Origin of the sequence: Paraburkholderia strydomiana, from assembly GCF_046030495.1 — a bacterium.
GTDB classification, from domain to species: domain Bacteria; phylum Pseudomonadota; class Gammaproteobacteria; order Burkholderiales; family Burkholderiaceae; genus Paraburkholderia; species Paraburkholderia strydomiana_A.
Genome location: NZ_JAQQCJ010000019.1, coordinates 20,415 through 39,780 on the forward strand (window position 1 = coordinate 20,415; position 19,366 = coordinate 39,780).

Consider the following 19,366-nt stretch of genomic DNA (forward strand, 5'->3'; position numbering starts at 1 on the left):
CGAGCTTCATACGCAATGAGACAAGGTCAAACCTACGTAAAAGCCGCCGCGCAATCGGGTCAGGCGATGGCGGAATTCCTCGTGTCCATGGTCATGGTCATGAGCGTGCTGCTGCTCGCGATCGTCATGCTCGGCAAGTTCAACGACGTACGCAACCGCACGCTGATGAGTTCCCGCTACGTCGCATGGGAGCGCACCGTGTGGACGGACAGCGACGGGAAGAAGAACCTCGCCGCCGATCCTGGCACCACGGAAGGTTGGTCGAGCACCTATGGCAGCGCCGCGTTGAGCGTCGCCAAAGCAGACGCCGAACTCAAGGCCGAAGTGATGCAACGCGTGATGGCCGGCGACGCCGCGCCGATCTCCAGCCTCGACCGCCAACAGACCCAGTTGGCCTCGTCCCAGCCAGCCATGTGGAAAGACTACGGCGGGCATCCTCTGCTGGCATCGGTGAATGACGTCGCGGTCGGCACCAGCGAGACAGCCGATCCCGCCAGCGCCCAGAGCGGCGTAGCCCTTGCCCAGTGGTCCGTTCCCACTGCTGCGGGGACACCCTACAGCGCGCACCTGAGCCTGCCGACGAGCACGCTGCAGTCCGGCTCCGTCAGCATTTCCATCGCGCAGAGCAGCGACGTGCTGAAGCGGCTCTGGCCAAAAGACGATCAGTTGCCCGCCTTCAGCGGCCTCACCTTCTCCGACACCAACGTATTGATGAGCAACGCCTGGGTGCCGGACGGCGCCACCAGCAACGAGAAGCTGTTCAGCGAGGCAGTACCGGCCGCGCACGCCACGCTCGTGCCATCGGGCGGTTATTCGGGGCTGCAGAAGTACGCCCCGGAAATTTCGACGCTTGAGTTCGGCCGCATCCGACGAGACGTCGTCCCGCCAGATCGTTTGAATCCATGACGTTCGAGCCGATGAAGCGCATGGCTCGCCTCGTGCGCGGCGCTTGCCTGGCAGGCGCGCTGATCGCCGGCATTCCGGCGGCCGATGCTGCCTGCAACAAGATGCCAGTGCAGCCACAGGGCACGGTGGCCATCGGCCGCGACATGATCGTCAACGGTGTGCCGGCCTCGGTCACAGGGATGCAATTCGCCGGCGCGGTGGACGACGTATCGAACGCATTCCGCGACTTCTGGCGTCGCGAAGACGTGCCGGCGAAAGGCCTGCCGAGTTCATCAGGATGGCTATTGAGCGCACTGGACGGCCAGTGCCTCTACGTGCTGAGCATTGCGCCGCAACAGCCAGGCGAGCGCACACGCGGACTCATGAGCGTGATCCGGCTCGGTGGCGGCCAGTCGGAGCATCGCCTTCCGGATGCCGCCGTGCCACTGCCGGAAGACGGCAAGGTGGTTTCGGATGTCGAGAGCCGCGACCCCGGGCAGACGGGGCGCACGTGGCAGCTCGACATCCTCGGGGACGCGCGCTGGAACGCGCAGCGTTATCGCAACCATCTCGCGACGCGCGGCTGGGTGAGCGTAGGCCACCAGCCGGACTATCGCTCCAGTGGCGCGGCATCCGCGCAAGGCACGGCATTCGCGATGCGACACGGCAGCGATAGCGTGGACGTCAGTTTTTCGGATCGCGACGGCAAGACCGTCGCGGTCGTCAATGCAATAAGGAACCGCTGAGATGCAACAACCGGGACGTTTCCCTCTCTTCGCGACGCGGCGCAGCCGGCAGCGCGGCCAGGCGTACGCGGAATATCTCGTCGTCACCGCCGCGCTGATCGGCATTCTGCTGATGGAGACGGGCGACACCGTCGCACCGTTCACCGCACTCGTCACCGGCTTGAAGTCGTTGTTCGGCGCTTACAGCTTCACCCTATCGCTTCCCTGACCGGCCACGGTCGATTGTCCATGCTCAAGAAAATAAACCTCCGCTCGCTCTTCGCGAATTCCTGGGTACTGCTGTTCCTTGCTGTTCTGGTCGCAGGGGGTCTCACGTTCCTGCTCTACACGTACCTGAACGATCGCGAGACCAAACTCAAAGCGGACATCGCCGCGCAAACCGTGCGCTCGGGCGTGCAGGTCGTCGTGCCGGCGCATGACGTGCCCGTCGGCACACCGTTGTCGAGCAGCGAATTCGTCGCCCGCGAAATTCCGGGCGACATGGTCTACGACGACATGATCCGCCCGGACGACTTCGGCCCATACCGCACGGCGCATCTCGTCAAACCGGTCCGACGTGGTCTGCCGCTGCGTGCCGGCGACATCGACGCGCTGCGCGGCCGCGACTTCTCGGACGCACTGCCGGCGGGACAGCGCGCATTGACAGTCGAAATCGATACGGTCAACTCGACGGCGCTGCTCCTTCGCCCAGGCAACCGGGTCGATCTGTACTGGCTCGGCAAAGTGTTCCGCGAAGACCATGCATCCGACGACAAGAAAGTCGCCCAACTATTGATGGCGAACGTGCTGGTGCTCGCAACCGGTCAGGACATTCGTCCGCGCGACGCGGGCGAAGCCGCACAGCAAGACCCGGCGAATGCCGGCAACAACGCGATGAGCCGACAGCAAGGCATGGGCTACACGACCGTCACGCTGCAAGTGCCGGTCGACGACGTGCCGCGCGTCGCGCTTGCACAGCGGATCGGCGGCTTGCGCCTGATCCTGCGCAACGCCGACGACAAAGGCAGTGACGGTCCGCCACTGGTGCAGGAAAGCGACGTGTTCATCGACCCCACGCGAGGCGCGCCGACGCCCGGCGGCGGTCCGGCCGCTCAGGTCGTCGAAATGATTTCGGGCGGCGGTTCGAATGGCAGCAGCGTGCTGGTCGGTCCTGGGCCGCAGCCGGCTCCCGCGCAGTCGACTCGCACCGAGGGCGCCGCGGCCGCCGCCCCGCAGAGCGAAACGGCACAGCGCGAGCCCAGCCTCTACGAGCAGGCCAACGCCATCGCGCAACAACTGCAGAAGGCCGTGGCACCCAGCCCGTCCAGGTAGAACTCAAGTACAGAGCCCAGGTTTCACGCCATGAAAGTCAAACACAATGCGGCGCGATTGCGTCATCGGGTCCTGCCGTCCGTCCTCATCGGCATCGTGATGTGCAGAGCCGCTCCGACCGCATTCGCACAAACCGTCTATCCGCCAGCCACTGCTTCGGGCGACGCGTTCGCGAGTACCCGTGTGCTCGAAATGTTCAGCGGCGAAGTGCGGATTCTCCATCTCCCCGGCACGATAAAACGTATCGCGATCGGCAACGGCAGGCTGCTCACCGCGAATGTGGTCGACGGCAGCCTGATGCTTCTCGGCGAACGGGACGGCATCACGTCGCTGGTGGTCTGGAACGAGAAAGGCATCGCGCTGCAAGCCACGGTACGCATCGCCAAAGCGGAAGTGAACGCGTCGGTGCAACAACTGCGCTCGGTGCTGAAGTCGGTGCCGGGACTGCAGATCGACCCCATCGGTTCGAATATCGTCCTGTCCGGTGTCGTGCATCGGGACATGGTGTCGATCGTCAAAGCCGCCACGCAAGACATGAAGAACGTGATCGACACCACCAAGGTCGATGAAGGCGACGCGCTAAAGAAGACGGTCCACTTCAAGGTGCAGATCATGGAAGTGACCCGCAACGGGCAAAGGAACCTCGGCATTGCGTGGGACAGCGCGTTCAACGGCCCGCAGGTCGCCGGCGCCGCGACCTTTGCGACGGGGGCGGCCAAAGCCGTCACCGCGGGCACGAATTATTTCCTCGCGGGCATCGCGTCGAACATCACGTCGCAGATCAACTTCGCCGTCAGCAACGGCGACGCGTACATTCTCGCCGCGCCCGAGCTGAATACGAAGAGCGGCGGAACAGCGAGCTTCCTCGCCGGCGGCCAGGTGCCGATACCGCAATCGGGCGCGTTGGGCACAACCAACGTGCAGTACAAGGACTACGGGATCAAACTGAACATCGTGCCGGTGGTCGACGCGAACAACATTATCTCGGCGCACCTGACCGCCGAGATCAGCCAGATCGATCCCACGGTGACCTACAGCGGCATGCCGGGCTTTCTGACCCGCAACACGAGTTCGGATATTTCGATGCGGGCTGGCGAGACGCTCGCAATTTCCGGTCTGATCAGCGCGGATGTGGCGAACAATTCCACCGGTATGCCGTTTCTCGGCCAATTGCCCATCATCGGCCAGTTGTTCCGCTCGGACGCGTTCCGCGCGAAGAAAAGCGATCTGGTGATTTTCGTGACGCCGCTCATCTCCGATCCGGCGCTCGATCCCAACACGAATCTGCTGGCGCGCGCCGACACCGTGGATCAGGCCTTCCGCAAGGAATACGGCAATCCCGAGCCGCTGGTGGCGGATGAGGAAAAGGCGACGCGCATCGTCGCGCCGCGCCAGCCGATCACGGCCACGCCCGCGTTTTTACCGGCGCCGCTGCGCAGCACGCCGGCGGTGGAGCAGACGCGGATGCCGGTTTCGGAGCAAGCGCCTGATCCGGCTTCCATTTCCGGGCGTGGGTCGTCTCAGACATCTGTCCCGCAACGTGATCCGCGTCGCTCGCCCGCGTCGGTGAGCGGGGCGACGCAGGGGCCTGCATCAACGCTCCCTTCCAACCAGGCATCGAAGGACCTGCCCGCATCGGGCCGTGCCTCGCCGCCATCGACGCAATCGACGCAATCGACGCAATCGACGGCGGCTGCCAGCATGCCGCCAGAGGCCATCGCCGAAACGCTGCGCATGCTGATCGCCGCGCAGCACCCGCCTGCGGCGCCGAGCGCGCCACGCGACCCCGCACAGCCGGTTTTGAACGGCAAGGTTCCGCCGCAACAGGTCGGCGTGCTCGGCAATCCGGCCAACTGATCGGCGCAGTCAAAGAACATCATGCTCAATCTTCAGATTCACACGCGCCATGCGCCGACGCGGACATTGCAGATCGAACAGGGTTGCACGATCGGCAAGAATGCGAGCTGCGACATCGTCGTCAGAGGGATGCTCACGGGCAAGCTGCAGGCACGCATCGTTCGGGAAAACAACGCCTATTACATCGAAGACCAGGGCGGCATCGTGGCGACGCTCGTCAACGGCTCGCCGATCACGCGGTTTGGTCCGCTGACCGAGGCGGACCAGATCGAGGTCGGCATGACGACGATCAGGATTGTTCGTGGCGTGGGCGCGGCGCAGCAGGCGTCGCAGGCTGCACACGCCGCGACGCAAGCCGCCCAGCTCGCGCACTCGGCACAATCAGCGTCGCTATCGCAACCAATCCAGCCGACGCAGTTACCACAAGCTCCCGCATCGACACACGTCGAGCCCTCGCTCACCGCTCGCGCTGCGGCACTCGCCCAAGGCGGCTCGCTGAACCCGGCCGCCGCCGACCGCTCAATCTCCGCCGTCCCCACCGCCCCGGCCACGCAACCATCGCCCGGCGTACCCGGCAACGCAACCACCACCCGCCCCCAGCCCGTCCCTGATACGCGTCTACCTACGCGCACCCCCTACGCCAAACGGACCGCGGCCGCCGCGCTACCCATTGCGCCGATCAACAGTCCGCTCGGCATCGAACTGCGCAAGCAGGCGCACATGAAGGTCATCGCCGCGCTCGACCTGCGGCGTCTGAACGTCGCGCGCATGGAAGAAGACGAACTGCGCGAAACCGTCAGCGCCGCGCTCGACGATATCCTGAATCACGACCGCAGCTTCCACACGGCGGACGTCCCGCTCGCCACGCTGAAGAAAAGCGTGTTCGACGAAATTATCGGGCTCGGTCCGCTCGAAGAACTGATCGCCGATTCGAGCGTGTCGGAAATCATGGTCAACTGCCACAACGAAATTTTCGTCGAGCAGGACGGCCGCCTGACCCGATCGCCCGTCATCTTCACCGACGACCGCGCAGTGCTCGGCGCGATCGAGCGCATCGTCGCGCCAATCGGCCGCCGCATCGACGAAAGCTCGCCGATGGTCGACGCGCGTCTCGCCGACGGCTCGCGCGTCAACGCCGTGATCCCGCCGCTCGCGCTGAAAGGGCCGAGCATCACGATCCGTAAGTTCCTGAAACGCAAGCTGCAAGGCGAAGATCTGATCCAGTTCGGCTCGGTCTCGCCGGACATGCTCGAGTTCCTGCATACCGCCGTCGAGCAGGGCGCCAACATCATCATCTCCGGCGGCACCGGCTCGGGCAAGACAACCTTGCTGAACGTGCTGTCCAACTACATTCCCGACGACGAACGCATCGTCACCGTGGAGGACGCGGTGGAGCTGCAACTATCACAACCGAACCTCGTGTCGCTCGAAGCACGTCCCGCAAACATGGAAGGCAAAGGCGCGATCCCGATCCGCGATCTGGTGAAGAACTGCTTGCGGATGCGGCCCGACCGGATCGTGGTCGGTGAGTGCCGGGGCGGCGAAGCGCTCGACATGCTGCAAGCGATGAACACCGGCCACGACGGTTCGCTGACGACCCTGCACGCCAACACGCCACGCGACTGCATTGCGCGTCTCGAAGTCATGACGCTGATGGCCGGGCTCGACCTGCCGGTGCAGGCGATCCGCGAACAGATCAGCTCGGCGGTCGATCTCATCGTGCAGCAGTCGCGCTTTTCCTGCGGCTCGCGCCGCGTCACGCATGTGACGGAAGTGAGCGGTATGGAGTCGGGCGTGATCACGCTGCAGGACGTGTTCGTGTTCAAGGAAGAAGGCTTCGGTGAGGACGGCAAGATTCGCGGCAAGTTCGTGCCCACGGCGTACATCCCCGATTTCTATCAGGAGCTGATTCGCCGGCGCATTCCCGTGAATACCGACATCTTCACGCGCGTCAACTGAAAGGCCAGCTATGACGCTTTCCTTTATTCTCGCGCTCACGTTCGCCGGCTGCCTTGCGCTAATTTTGCTGGTCGCTCGCACCGGTACGGTCACGCTCAGAGCCGGTACGCGGCAGATGGCAGGCGAAATCGAGTCATCGCTCGCCGACGCCTTCGTGTTCGTGAACCGGCAGAAGGCTGCCGCATGGAGCCTGTTGCTGATGTTCGGCCTGCCGTTCGCGGTGTTTCTGCTGACTCACAGCCTGCTGATTGCCGCAGCCTGCGTGCCGATCGCGCTTGTGCTGCCCAGGCGGTATCTGGCGCGGATGCGTCGCAAGCGCATCGAGGCGCTCGAAAAGCAACTGCCCGACGCGCTGCTGATGATGTCCGGCGCGCTGCGCGCGGGCGCGAGCTTTCCGAGCGCGCTCGAAGCTGTGGTGCACGAGACCACCGCGCCGATCTCGCAGGAGTTCGATCTGCTGATGCGCGAAATCCGCCTCGGCATCGATCTGGACATCGCGATGCGCAACATCGAAAAGCGCATCCCGATCCCCGACCTTCTGATGATGACCGCCGCCGTCACGATCGCGCGTGAAGTCGGCGGCAATCTCGCCGAATCACTGGAGTCTGTCGCGCGCACGTTGCGCGAGAAACTGCAGATGGAAGGCAAGATCAGGGCGCTGACCTCGCAAGGCCGCATGCAAGGCATCGTGATGACCTGTCTGCCGCTCTTTCTGATGCTGGTGCTGCACTTTATGGAACCCACGGCGATGGCGCCGTTGTTCGGCGAACCGGTCGGCTGGGCCACACTCGCAGTGATCGGCGTGATGGAAATACTCGGCTACGCCTCGATCCAAAAAATCACCCACATCGACGTGTGACCTATGCTGCTATTCATTGCTCTTGTCGTCAGTATCGGCGTGATCGTGTTTGTCGGCATCGGCGGCAAATCGATCATCAACCTCATCGGCGCGGTGCCGCTGGAGAATCGCCTGTTTCTCGATCCGCTGCCGAAGTCGCTACGGCCGCTCTGGCCGCTCGTCAATTTCGTGGTCCATCATGTCGGCAGCCGGTTCAGCCCGAAGCTGGTCGAGAGAACCGATCTGCAGTTGCGGCTGACATCGCTCACGTTCCTGATGAACGCACGGCAGTTCATCGCGCTGTCGATCATCGGCGCGGCATTGGCCATGCTCGTCGCGCTGCTGCTGATGCTGCTGCTGGGCATGTGGTCAGTGCTGGCACTGATCGGCGCGGGCCTTCTCGGCTACTTCTACCCGCGCCTCTGGACCCGCGACGTGCGGCGGCGCCGCGTCGCGCAAATCCGCAAGCATCTGCCGCTCTATCTCGACTTCCTGACGCTCGCTGTCGAAGCCGGCCTGAACGTCAACGGCGCGATTCAGAAAGCGGTCGAAAAAGGTCCAACGGGACCATTAAGATGGGAACTGGAACACGTGCTGCGCGACCTCAAATCCGGCCTGAACCGCACGGAAGCGTTGCGCCGCCTGGACGACCGTTTGCGCATCAAGGAAGTGACCAACCTGGTGGGCGCCGTCGTGCAGGCCGAACGAATGGGCTCGGGTCTCGCGAAATCGCTGCGCTTTCAGTCCGAACAGCGCCGCTCGGAGCGCTTTCAGCGCGCGGAAAAGCAGGCGATGGAAGCACCGGTGAAGCTGATCTTCCCACTGCTGATGTTCATCTTTCCGGTCACGTTTATCGTGCTGGGCTTCCCGATCGCGATGAAGTTCGTCCAGGCGGGCTTGCTGTGAAGGCGGCTCGTCTCCACGTTCGCGGACGCGACTCCGGTGTCGAGGTGTCGATCACGGAAACCACCCGGGAACGGCTGCGCGGCCTGCTCAGCCGCGATCACCTTGCCCCCGGCGAAGCGTTGCTGCTCGAACGCTGCGGATCGGTGCATACGTTCGGCATGCGCTTTGCCATCGACGTGGTGTTTGTCGACCGGCATCGGCGCATCGTCGCGATTCATCGCGATGTGCCGAGGTGCCGCGTGCTGTTCAACCTTCGCGCGACCTTAACGCTAGAAATGCCGGCAGGTGGCGCGAGCCAGCATGGATTGTCCGTCGGCGATCCGCTCGTTTTCGAGGCAGTCTCGTGACCCGTCGCCATTTCAAATTCGGGCCACGAGCGTCGCGCCGCGCAGCCTGCGCCCATGGTGCGCGCAGGCTTCGGCAATCGGGTCAATCGATGGTGGAATTCATCGTGATTGCGCCGGCGTTGCTGTTCGTCTGTTTCGGCACGCTGCAGTTCGTGCTGCTGTATCAGGCGAAGTCAACGCTGGATGTCGCCGTGCTCGAAGCCGCCCGCGAAGGCGCGGTCAATCACGGCTCAGTGCAGGCGATGCGCAATGGTCTCGCACGCGGCCTCGCGCCGCTCTACGCGCGCAAGGCGAGCGCCGACGGCGCCGCCGAAGCGCTGGCGAAAGCGCAAACCGACGCCGCCGACTTCAGCGTGATCACGATCCTCAATCCGACGGTGGCGGCCATCAGGGACTATTCGCAGCCACGCTATTACGCAGACGAGGCGGCCACCTACATGGAGGTCCCCAACGATTCGCTCATGTATCGCGATTCGTCGATCCCGGCCGATGCGAAGTCGGGCGTGAATATCCAGGACGCGAACCTGCTGAAAATTCATGTGCACTACTGCTATGACATGTATGTGCCGCTCGCCAACAAGGTGATTTACTACGCGGCCAACGTAATCGGCACCATCGGCACGGGCGGCCTCCTCACGCGCGAGCCGGCTAATCTGAACCAGGACCCGTATGGTTACCCAAAAAACGGCGACGATCTTTGCCGGACCCGACTCAAGGATGGCATCGAGACAGGCCGCTGGCCTCTCTCGCTGGATTCGGAAGCGATCGTACGCATGCAGTCGCCGCTTAGGGCGTCTGCGTTGAATGACTCGCCGAATCCTTCGGGCGATCCTGCCGCCTCCACCGGTAGCCATTCGTCGAATGCTGCGAACAACTGATGGCGAATCGCGTGGAGAAGAAATTGTCCGCGTTACATCGCGTGGTGTCGGGCGCAGCGTTGCGGGAGAAGAGGTCGTGTCGGTTGCCGGGGTCGCTTGAATCGCTGGCGCTCGCCGGCTTGATCGCAGCAAGCTGGTGCGTGCCGGGCTACGCGCTCGCCGCCGATAGCGCATCGGTCCACCTGCGCCGCACGTCGGGCGTGGTCATGATGATCGGCGGCATGACAGACGACAGCGACTCCGCAGCACCTCCCGCCGCAGCGCCACCGGAGGCCTCCTCACTTCCTGACGACACCAGCCCGCACTCCGTGCTACTCCAGCCCGGCGACTCGCGATTGACCGACGCGATGCGGCAAACGTCCGCATCGATCGCCGCCCGCGTGATGGCGCTCTCGCCGATCATCGAGGAAGCCGCGCACGTCGCGGATATCGACAGCGCGCTACTGATGGCCGTGATCGACGTGGAATCCGGTGGCAACCCGCAAGCGGTGTCGTCCAAAGGCGCGACCGGCCTCATGCAGTTGATGCCCGGTACGGGCCAACGGCACGGTGCATCCAATCTGTTCGATCCGCGCCAGAACATCGCTGCGGGTGCGCATTATCTGCGAGAACTCACGCGGCAGTTCGGCGAGCTGCCACTCGCGCTCGCGGCCTACAACGCCGGCGAAGGCGCGGTGCGAAAGTATGGTGGACAGATACCGCCGTACGCGGAAACGATGAGTTATGTGCCCAAGGTTATCGCGCGATACAGGTGGTATCGCGCGGCTCGGGCACCCGCGAGCAGTGCATCGGTACGGGAGGTGGCGGGGGACGTTCGCGGACGCTCGCTGGTGGTCCGCGCCGCAACCGGTAACTGACCGATTGTCTGGCAAGACCGGCGACAGGCGCGCATCGCTCAACTTTGTGCGAAACGGACGTCGCCCACCGCTGCGTCGATCGACAACTTGAGCTTCGCCAACGCGTCGACCAGCAACGGCATGAGCATCCCAACCACCGCTTGCTGCCGCTCACGCGCCGCCGCTTCGATTGCGGCGAGCAATGCAATGAGTTCGCCGCAATCGAGCAGACGCGCCGAACCCGCGATCCGATGCGCGGCGCCAGCCACGGCATCCCACGACGACGCAGCAACACTCTCCTGCAACGACGCGAGCGTCGTTCGATTGGTTTCGGCAATCATTTCGAGCAGACGTGCGGCGACCAGGTGATCGTCACACGCCAGTTCGAGAGCTTTCGCGTGGAGCGCACGCGCGCGGTACGCGGGCGTCGGTAGCATCATCGCGCCGGCGTCCCACGTCATTGCGTCGAAGCAATCCGGCAACGCCGCGCCAGATCGATCAGTTCCACCAACGATTTCGCACCGACCTTCTGCATGATGCGAGTCTTGTGGCTGCTGACCGTCTTGTTGCTGATAAACAGCGCGTCGCCGATCGCCTTGTTCGACATGCCTTTCGAGAGCATCTGCAGGATGACCAGTTCCTTATCCGACAGCAGCCTCACGCGCTCTTCCTCATCGAGGGACGCGCCGTGGGCGGGCGGCAGGCCGCTGGTGGTCGTGACCGGAAACACGGTGTAGCCGGCGAGGACTGCCTCCACGCCCCGCATGATCTCCTTCATCTCCTGCGACTTGCCGACGAAACCATGGACGCCGCAGCGCATCGCACGCGGCGCAAACGTGGCGGGGTCATGGCCCGACAGGACCAACACCCGGATCGACGGATGGACGAGCTTCAGCCGCGGAATCACGTCGAGTCCACTGATGCGCGGAATATCCAGATCCAGGATGGCGAGTTTCGGCGTGTGCTGGCGGGCCAATTCGACGGCGGTCTGTCCGTTGTCGGCCTCGATGACTTCCTCGATACCCAGCACCTGCATGAGTTGCATCTTGATGACCATACGGAACGCCGGATGATCGTCGATAACCAGAATAGTTGACATCTATGAACTCCCCCTCGAAACCTTGTCGACGCTGCTCGTCATCGTCAGCCTGGAAGCTACGTCGAACCGTGCGGTGTACCTGTTTTTTATTAGCGTCGTACAGGTCGGCCTATGAAGCCGCGCCTGCCAGTTCTATCTCGACCCGGCGATTGGGCGCGAGGCATCGCACCCGTTCGTCGCGCTTCGTTTGCCAGCATTCGGCTCGCGGATTCTCACTGCCTCGACCCTGCACGACGATCGGCCACGTCACGCCGCGCGTTCGTTGATACTGCTCGACGGTTCGCGCACGCAGCAACGACGGACGCTGGTTGTAGGCCTCGTCAGCCAGGCGGTCGGTGTAGCCGGTAATTGTCAGTTCGCGCGTGGCGTCGGCCTTCTTCAGATCTAGCGCGATGGCATCGAGACGGAGCTTGCCGCGTGGCAGCATCGCGGCGGCGTCGGCACCGTTGAAGCAGAACAGTGAGTCGCCCCGCAGCGTGATTTTTTGCGGCGCGTGTGCCAGCGCCGGTTCAGGCCGGAGCGCCTCCTTTGGCAGCGCCGTTTCCGCCGACTTGCGCAAGTTCTCCCGCACGTCGGGCAGGCGTTTCCCGGCATTGCCAAAACCGCGCATCCACGCGTCGTGCCCCGCTTGCATCAAGTCGACTTCGGCACACGCGAGCGGCGCCTGCGCTTGCGGACAATGAATCACGGCGGCGTCGGCCTTGATTGCATTGACGATGGTCCAGAGATCGGGGCGCACCATCGACACGGTGCATAGCATGGGATTTGCAGCGGACACCGGCGTGCCGCGTTCGAGGTTCATCGTGATCATCGCCGCCTCGCCGATCGATTCCTCGACGAAACTCCTGTTGTCTTGCGTGTCGCGCGCCTGTCTGGCTGCATCGATCCAGCATTGCGCCTTTGCGTGGAAGTAGTCGGTCTTGCCGCCCGGCGTTTGATCGAGCCGCGCCTGCAATGACACCAGCGCGGCACGGCGGATCTTGATCGAGGCGTAGATGTTGATCCATTGCGCATTGGCCGCGCCCGCGGCTTCGCTCTGAATGGCCCCGATGCCAGTTTTCAGCGCACTCCCCTCTTCGATGCCGAGCCGTTCACGCGCCGCATGGTCCGTGTAGCCGGCCAAGGCCAACGCACCGACCAGCGCCGTTAGCGGGAATTTCATGGTCTATCTCCGCCGAGCGCATTCTTTTTAGAAGGCTCAGAGTATGCAGACCCGCAGCCCCATCGGGAATGGGAGCAATCTTAGAATTGCGTCAGAGAATTCAGAATCGCATCAGAGAAAAATCCGATCGCGATGCCGGACGGGAACCGGCCATCCTCCGTCGGCACCGACACCGCTCACGCCCTGACTGCCCGTGCGGCGTTGCGTCCGCGCAGCCATTCGAGCGCCAGCAGCAGGGACGTCGAGAAGATGATCAGAATCGTCGCGAGCGCGGCAATGGTCGGACTGATGTTCTCGCGGATGCCGGTGAACATTTGCCGCGGCAGCGTGGTTTGATCCGCGCCCGCGAGAAACAGCGTCACGACCACTTCGTCGAATGACGTAGCGAACGCGAACAGCGCGCCCGAAATCACGCCCGGTGCGATCACCGGCAGCGTGATGCGGAAAAACGTCTTCAGCGGATTCGCCCCCAGCGACAAGCTCGCGCGCACCAGGTTGTAGTTGAACCCCTGCAGCGTGGCGGCCACCGTGGTGACGACGAAGGGCACGCCGAGCGACGCATGCGCGAGAATCAGACCGATGTAGGTATTGGCGAGCCCGAGCGGCGCAAAGAACAGATACATGCCGACGCCGACCACCACCACCGGCACGATCATCGGCGAAATCAGAATCGCCATCAGCAGCCCTTTACCGCGAAAGTTCGCCTTGGTCAGCCCGATCGCCGCGAGCGTGCCGAGCACGGTCGCGACCACCGTCGCCGACGGGGCGACGATGAAGCTGTTTTTCGCGGCCATGCGCCACTCGTCGGACGCGACCAGGTTCTGATACCAGCGCAGCGACCAGCCCGGAATCGGATACACCAGAAACGTGCTCGACGAAAACGACAGCGGCACGATCGCCAGCACGGGCAGGATCAGATACAGCAGCGTCAGCACGACGAGCGCGCGCAGCGCGAAATACCACACACGCTCGACCAGTGACGTATGCGGCGCGAACAGGGGCTTGGCAAGTTTCATCGCAATGCGCTCCGTTCAGCCGAGGCTCAATGACGAACGCGTGAAGCGTCCGTAGATCACGTACAGCACGAGCGTCGCCGCCAGCAGCAAGCCGCCGAGCGCGCACGCCATGCCCCAGTTGATCGTCACGTTGGTGAAGTACGCGACGTAGTAGCTGACCATCTGATCGTTCGGACCGCCGAGCAACGCGGGCGTGATGTAGTAGCCGATCGCCAGAATGAACACCAGCAGCGCGCCCGCGCCGACGCCCGGATAAGTTTGCGGCACATACACGCGCCAGAATGCGGCGAACGGATGACTGCCGAGCGAGATCGCGGCGCGCTGGTAGGTGGGCGGAATCGACTTCATCACGCTGTACAGCGGCAGGATCATGAACGGCAGCAGAATGTGCGTCATCGAGATGTAGACGCCGGTGCGATTGAACAACAGTGCGAGCGGATCGTGCAGCAGACCGCTCGCAATCAGCGCCTTGTTCACGAGCCCTTCGCTTTGCAGAATCACGATCCATGCGGCGACGCGCACGAGGATCGACGTCCAGAACGGGATCAGCACGAGAATCATCACCAGATTCGCGCGACGCTCGGACAGCGTCGAAATCCAGTACGCGAGCGGATAGCCGAGCAGCAGCGTGAACAGCGTCACCGCCGCGCCGATCACGAACGTGCGGCTGAACACCTTGAGATAGATCTGCTGATCGGGATCGGTCGGGATGATGCGGCCGAACGCGTCCTGCTTGTGGTCCAGCGAAGCCAGCAAGTAAAACGGCGAGAGCGTGCCGGCGTTTTTCGCAATGGCCTGCCAGTACGCGATGTCGTTCCAGCGTTCGTCCAGTTCGACGAATTTCGCGCGTACCTGCGGGGGTGTCAGATGCAAGGGCTGGCTGTTGTCGTCGACGAACGGCATCGCGTGCGCGGACTTCGCGACCAGCGAGCGAAAGCCCGGAATCTCCACGTTCAGACGCCGCGCGAGCGCGCCCATGCCGTCGCTGTCGGCGACCGCGGCGAGGTCGGTGGCGAGCGCGGCGAATGCGGCATCCGGCGGCGGCGTCTTGCGGTCCCAGCTGCTCAACGCGGTCAGCGTATGCGGCAACGCGTTGGCGACTTCCGGGTTCTGCGCGGCGCGCGTGAGCAGCGCGCCGATCGGCACGACGAAAATGAGCAGCAGGAAGATCGCGAGCGGCGCGATCAGCAGCAGCGCCATCGCGCGCTTTCTGGATTCCGCGGCTTTCAGTTCGCGCTTGAGGCGCCCGGTTGATTCAGGCGTCGAATCGGCGGCGATCGTCATCGTAGTCACACCTGTTCTCCCACGTCGCATCCGAGCGTGCGCGCCCGGTTTCGAATCCGCGCGCACGTTTTCATGTATCGATACGGCGCGGCCCCGCCCATCGCAAAGCCGCGCCCTCCTGCCTCGACCCGCTTACTTCGAAGCCCACGAAGAAAAGCGCTGCTCCAGCTCATCCCCGTGATCGGTCCAGAACGCCAGGTTCTGCAGCACCGCGTTCTTGCCGTTGGCCGGCGAATTCGGCAGATTCGCGAGCGTCTTCGGGTCGAGCGCCTTGATCGCCGCCACGTTCACCGGACCGTAGGCGATGTGCTGCGCGTAGTCCTGCTGCGGTTTCGACGACAGCGTATAAGCGATGTACTTCTCCGCCACCGCCTTGTTCGGCGAGCCCTTCGGAATCGCCCAGTAGTCGAGGTCGTAGATGCTGCCGTTCCACACCACCTTGAGGTTCTTGCCTTCCTTCTGCGCGGCGTCGATGCGGCCGTTATACGCGGTGGACATCACCACGTCGCCCGCGACGAGAAACTGCGGCGGCTGCGCGCCCGCTTCCCACCACTGGATGTTCGGCTTCAGTTCGTCGAGCTTCTTGAAGGCGCGGTCCTGACCTTCCTTCGTAGCGAGCACCTTGTAGACGTCCTTCGGCGGCACGCCGTCGGCCATCAGCGCGAATTCGAGGTTGTAGCGCGCGCCCTTGCGCATCGCGCGCTTGCCGGGGAATTTCTTCACGTCCCAGAAATCGACCCAGCCGTTCGGCGCGGTTTTGAGCTTGTCGGCGTTATACGCGAGCGCCGTCGACCACACGAAGAAGCCGACTCCGCACGTTTGCGGCGCTTCGGGAATCAGATCCGACTTCTTGCCGATTTTCGACCAGTCGAGCTTCTCGTATAGCCCTTCGTCGCAGCCCCGGCCGATGTCGCCCGATTCGACTTCCACCACGTCCCAGTTCACATGCTTGGCTTCGACCATCGCCTTCACTTTGGCCTGCTCGCCGTTGTATTCGACGGCGGTCACCTTGTTGCCGCTTTGCGATTCGAACGGCTGGTTGAAGGCGGCTTTCTGCGCGTCGCCATTCGCGCCGCCGAAGTTGACGACCGTCAGCTCGGCTGCATTGACCTGCGCGGCTCCCAGCGCGAGCGCGACAGCGCCGACAGCGATGGCGCAGCGCGATTTCCCGATCTTGTTCATGGTGTGTTCTCCTTTGGTGGTGTGCATCAAGCTGAGTACAGTGCGACTTGTTATGTGCTGCTTTGCTTTGCCTTGCCTTGCCTTGCCTGCATCGAACCGCTATGCGTTCGACACGTTCACGCCGCCGCGAACACCCGCAGATGCTCGGGCGCAAACTCCAATGCAACGGGTGCGCCGGGCGCGAAGGTGTCGAGCGCGGCCGTGCCGAGCGGCACCTTGACGAAGCACTCGTCCTGCTCGCGCACGCCGCATCGCATGCGCACGTGGTCACCGAAATAGATCAGCCCGCGCGCTTCGCCGCTGAGCGCGTTGGCGCCCGGCCGCGTCGAACCGTTCGCGAGCTTCATGCGCTCGGGCCGGATGCAGGCGATCGCAGGGGCACCCGTACGCGCGTCGCCGATATTGCGCCCGGTCAAACGCGTGCCGTCGCTCAGATGAAACTCGCAATACTCGCCGTCGACATTCGCGATCGTGCCGCGCAGCTTGTTGCTGTCGCCGATGAAGTTCGCGACGAACTCATTGCAGGGCGATTCGTAGAGGCGATCGACGGTATCGAGCTGCTGCACGATGCCTTTGTCGAACACGGCGACGCGGTCGGACATGGTGAGCGCCTCGCCCTGATCGTGCGTGACGTACACGAACGTGACGCCGAGCTTCTCATGCAGCGATTTGAGTTCGTACTGCATGTGTTCACGCAACTGTTTGTCCAGTGCGCCGAGCGGCTCATCCATCAGCACGAGCTTCGGTTCGAACACCAGCGCCCGCGCAAGCGCGATGCGCTGCTGCTGGCCACCGGACAGCTGCGCCGGATAGCGTTTCGCGAAGCTCTCCATGCGCACCATCTTCAGCGCGTTGTGGGTGCGATGCGCGCGCTCTTCCGCGGAATGCTTGCGCACGGTCAACGGATACGCGACGTTCTGCTCGACCGTCAGATGCGGGAACAGCGCGTAGTTCTGAAACACCATGCCGATGTTGCGCTTATGCGGCGGCACCGTATTGAGCAGCGTGCCGTCGAGCCAGATCTCGCCGCCGGTGGGAAATTCGAAGCCCGCCAGCATCATCAGACAGGTGGTCTTGCCTGAGCCGGACGGCCCGAGCAACGTCAGGAACTCGCCCTGATAGATATCCAGATCGAGCTGTTTGACGACCAGCGTTTCGCCGTCGTAGGTCTTGCGTACACCTCGAAAGCTGACGATCACGTCATCGGTTTTCATGCCTTCGTCTCCCATCCCATGCAGTTTCATCGCGGTCGATCGGAGTTAGCGCTTTATCGCTTACTTCCATCCTATGCAGTTCTATCGCGGCCGATGGGAGTAAGTGCTTCAGCGTTTACTCCCATCCCATGCAGTTTCATCGCAGTGCGGTCCGGCAAGCACCTGCTGCATGGCAGCGGGATTGCATCGATTGCGTGGCTCACTATAGACCGTTACGGTTCTACAATATGGAACCATTTCATTATTCCGGATAGAACCACTTGGACACGGTGATCTTGTCGGACTGGCTCGCCGCGCGGCTCGATCGCGGCGCCGCCGAACCGGTCTACAGGCAAACGTTGCGGCTGATGCAGCAGGCCATCCTGACCGGCCAGTTGCCGCCCGGCACCAAGCTGCCCAGCTCGCGCACGCTCGCCGAAGACCTCGGCATCGCGCGCAATACGGTGCTGCACGTCTACGACCAGCTGACCGCCGAAGGCTATGTGATCTCGACCACCGGCAGCGGCACCTATGTCGCCGATACGCGCCCGGACGCAGCCGCGGTGAACACGCGCCGGAAGCCGGCGGTGGCGGAGGCCGGCGCACGCGGAGCATTGCCTGGGGAAATCCCGAAGCCGCCCAAACGCGACTTGAGCGACCTGTCGAATCGCGGACGACGCCTGATCGACCAGGCAGGCGTCTCCGCCAAGCAGTGGGGCGCATTCATGCCGGGCGTGCCGGACGTCGCGGAGTTTCCCGCGCGCACGTGGAGCCGCCTGCAGGCGCGCTTGTGGAAGGAAGCCAATCCCGATCTGCTCACCTATGCGCCCGGCGGCGGCTACCGGCCGTTGCGGCGGGCGCTGTCGGACTATCTGCGGGTCGCGCGCTCGGTGAATTGCACCGCGGACCAGATCATCATCACGACGGGCATTCATCAGTCGATCGACCTCGCGGTGCGTCTGTTGACCGATGTCGGCGATCGCGCGTGGGTCGAGGAGCCGTGCTATTGGGGCGCGCGCAGCGTGCTGCAATCCTCGGGAATCACGCTGGTGCCGGTGCCGGTCGACGACGAAGGCCTCAATCCGCGCGAACAGGATCTGCAACAGCCGCCGCGTCTCGCGCTAGTCACGCCATCGCATCAGTATCCGCTCGGCATGGTGATGAGCCTCGCGCGCCGCCGCACGCTGCTCGAATACGCGCGCCAGCACAACGTGTGGATCATCGAGGACGACTACGACAGCGAGTTCCGCTACGGCAGCCGTCCGCTCGCGTCGCTGCAGGGACTCGACGACGCCGGTCAGGTGATCTACGTGGGCAGCCTCGGCAAGATGCTGTTTCCGGGCTTGCGCATAGGCTACATGATCGCGCCGGAGCATCTGGTGGATACGTTTCGCACCGGCGTCGCGGAGCTGTATCGCGAAGGGCAGTTGATGCAGCAAGCCGTGATGACCGACTTCATCATGGACGGGCATCTCACATCGCACGTGCGGCGCATGCGGGCGCTCTACGGCGAGCGCAGGCAGATTCTGATCGACGCGATCACGGCGCGCTTCGGCAGCGAACTGCCCGTGATGGGCGACGAGGCGGGTCTGCACCTGGTGCTGGGTCTGCCGGACCACGCGAACGATCGCGCGGTGACGGCCGCCGCGTTCGACGCCGGGGTGATCGTGCGGCCGCTTGCGAGCTACTACAGCGTCGATCCGCCGCCACGGCGCGGACTGCTGCTCGGCTATGCGTGCGTGGCGAACGACAAGATCGGCCCCGCGTTCGACACGCTCGCGCGCGTAATCGAGCAGACCGCGTTGAAAGCGCCGACGCGCGCCGCGTAATCGACGAGCGGCGCGTCACGCCACGGCACGCGTGGCGT

Annotated in this window: 19 protein-coding genes; 12 read left to right on the top strand and 7 right to left on the bottom strand. The window is 63.7% G+C overall.

What is annotated here, in order from left to right:
• The first annotated feature begins 15 nt into the window (after nucleotides 1-15).
• The 11 genes from PQQ53_RS23590 (at nucleotide 16) to PQQ53_RS23640 (ending at nucleotide 10,584) form a co-directional block, all read left to right on the top strand.
• On the top strand, nucleotides 16-906 hold the full coding sequence (locus tag PQQ53_RS23590) for a hypothetical protein (RefSeq protein WP_408326563.1): 891 nt from the start codon (nucleotides 16-18) through the stop codon (nucleotides 904-906).
• The gene (locus PQQ53_RS23595) at nucleotides 903-1,631 is read left to right on the top strand and encodes a hypothetical protein (protein ID WP_408326565.1); all 729 of its coding nucleotides are present in this window, start codon (nucleotides 903-905) and stop codon (nucleotides 1,629-1,631) included. The genes PQQ53_RS23590 and PQQ53_RS23595 overlap by 4 nt, the downstream gene beginning before the upstream one ends.
• Before the next feature lies 1 nt (nucleotide 1,632).
• Entirely contained in the window at nucleotides 1,633-1,839 is a 207-nt protein-coding gene (locus tag PQQ53_RS23600; protein ID WP_408141752.1) for a hypothetical protein, read from the top strand.
• Between the two features lie 20 nt (nucleotides 1,840-1,859).
• On the top strand, nucleotides 1,860-2,942 hold the full coding sequence (gene cpaB / locus PQQ53_RS23605; protein ID WP_408326568.1) for a Flp pilus assembly protein CpaB: 1,083 nt from the start codon (nucleotides 1,860-1,862) through the stop codon (nucleotides 2,940-2,942).
• Between the two features lie 30 nt (nucleotides 2,943-2,972).
• Entirely contained in the window at nucleotides 2,973-4,799 is a 1,827-nt protein-coding gene (locus PQQ53_RS23610; protein ID WP_408326571.1) for a type II and III secretion system protein family protein, read from the top strand.
• Nucleotides 4,800-4,820: 21 nt separating this feature from the next.
• Entirely contained in the window at nucleotides 4,821-6,758 is a 1,938-nt protein-coding gene (locus PQQ53_RS23615) for a TadA family conjugal transfer-associated ATPase (RefSeq protein ID WP_408326574.1), read from the top strand.
• 10 nt (nucleotides 6,759-6,768) lie between these two features.
• Nucleotides 6,769-7,617 (top strand): type II secretion system F family protein, encoded by an 849-nt coding sequence (locus tag PQQ53_RS23620; RefSeq protein WP_408141756.1) that lies wholly within the window; start codon nucleotides 6,769-6,771, stop codon nucleotides 7,615-7,617.
• Between the two features lie 3 nt (nucleotides 7,618-7,620).
• Nucleotides 7,621-8,502, top strand: a complete 882-nt coding sequence (locus PQQ53_RS23625; RefSeq protein ID WP_408326577.1) for a type II secretion system F family protein — start codon at nucleotides 7,621-7,623, stop codon at nucleotides 8,500-8,502.
• A complete protein-coding gene (locus PQQ53_RS23630) occupies nucleotides 8,499-8,849 on the top strand; it encodes a DUF192 domain-containing protein (RefSeq protein ID WP_408141758.1) in 351 nt (116 codons plus the stop codon). The genes PQQ53_RS23625 and PQQ53_RS23630 overlap by 4 nt, the downstream gene beginning before the upstream one ends.
• An 89-nt stretch (nucleotides 8,850-8,938) precedes the next feature.
• The gene (locus PQQ53_RS23635; RefSeq protein WP_408141759.1) at nucleotides 8,939-9,727 is read left to right on the top strand and encodes a TadE family protein; all 789 of its coding nucleotides are present in this window, start codon (nucleotides 8,939-8,941) and stop codon (nucleotides 9,725-9,727) included.
• Nucleotides 9,728-9,750: 23 nt separating this feature from the next.
• Nucleotides 9,751-10,584 (top strand): lytic transglycosylase domain-containing protein, encoded by an 834-nt coding sequence (locus tag PQQ53_RS23640; RefSeq protein WP_408326580.1) that lies wholly within the window; start codon nucleotides 9,751-9,753, stop codon nucleotides 10,582-10,584.
• A gap of 38 nt (nucleotides 10,585-10,622) precedes the next feature.
• Here PQQ53_RS23640 and PQQ53_RS23645 read toward each other — a convergent pair whose 3' ends face one another.
• The 7 genes from PQQ53_RS23645 to PQQ53_RS23675 all read right to left on the bottom strand — a co-directional run bounded on the left by PQQ53_RS23645 (nucleotide 10,623) and on the right by PQQ53_RS23675 (nucleotide 17,520).
• Nucleotides 10,623-11,024, bottom strand: a complete 402-nt coding sequence (locus PQQ53_RS23645; protein WP_408326583.1) for an Hpt domain-containing protein — start codon at nucleotides 11,022-11,024, stop codon at nucleotides 10,623-10,625.
• Nucleotides 11,021-11,662 carry a response regulator gene (locus PQQ53_RS23650; protein WP_408326586.1) on the bottom strand — a complete coding sequence of 214 codons (642 nt, stop codon included), beginning with the start codon at nucleotides 11,660-11,662 and terminating at the stop codon, nucleotides 11,021-11,023. Before PQQ53_RS23650 ends, PQQ53_RS23645 begins: the two co-directional genes overlap by 4 nt.
• A 109-nt stretch (nucleotides 11,663-11,771) precedes the next feature.
• On the bottom strand, nucleotides 11,772-12,824 hold the full coding sequence (locus PQQ53_RS23655) for an OmpA family protein (RefSeq protein WP_408326589.1): 1,053 nt from the start codon (nucleotides 12,822-12,824) through the stop codon (nucleotides 11,772-11,774).
• A 176-nt stretch (nucleotides 12,825-13,000) separates the two neighbouring features.
• On the bottom strand, nucleotides 13,001-13,840 hold the full coding sequence (locus tag PQQ53_RS23660) for an ABC transporter permease (protein WP_408141764.1): 840 nt from the start codon (nucleotides 13,838-13,840) through the stop codon (nucleotides 13,001-13,003).
• Nucleotides 13,841-13,855: 15 nt separating this feature from the next.
• Nucleotides 13,856-15,124, bottom strand: coding sequence for an ABC transporter permease (locus tag PQQ53_RS23665; RefSeq protein ID WP_408154630.1), 1,269 nt, complete (start codon nucleotides 15,122-15,124; stop codon nucleotides 13,856-13,858).
• A 132-nt stretch (nucleotides 15,125-15,256) separates the two neighbouring features.
• Nucleotides 15,257-16,306, bottom strand: coding sequence for an ABC transporter substrate-binding protein (locus tag PQQ53_RS23670; protein ID WP_408141766.1), 1,050 nt, complete (start codon nucleotides 16,304-16,306; stop codon nucleotides 15,257-15,259).
• 116 nt (nucleotides 16,307-16,422) lie between these two features.
• On the bottom strand, nucleotides 16,423-17,520 hold the full coding sequence (locus tag PQQ53_RS23675; protein ID WP_408141767.1) for an ABC transporter ATP-binding protein: 1,098 nt from the start codon (nucleotides 17,518-17,520) through the stop codon (nucleotides 16,423-16,425).
• Nucleotides 17,521-17,780: 260 nt separating this feature from the next.
• On the opposite strand from PQQ53_RS23675, the gene pdxR reads away from it, so the two are divergent.
• Nucleotides 17,781-19,328, top strand: coding sequence for a MocR-like pyridoxine biosynthesis transcription factor PdxR (gene pdxR / locus PQQ53_RS23680; RefSeq protein ID WP_408326592.1), 1,548 nt, complete (start codon nucleotides 17,781-17,783; stop codon nucleotides 19,326-19,328).
• Nucleotides 19,329-19,366: the final 38 nt, after the last annotated feature.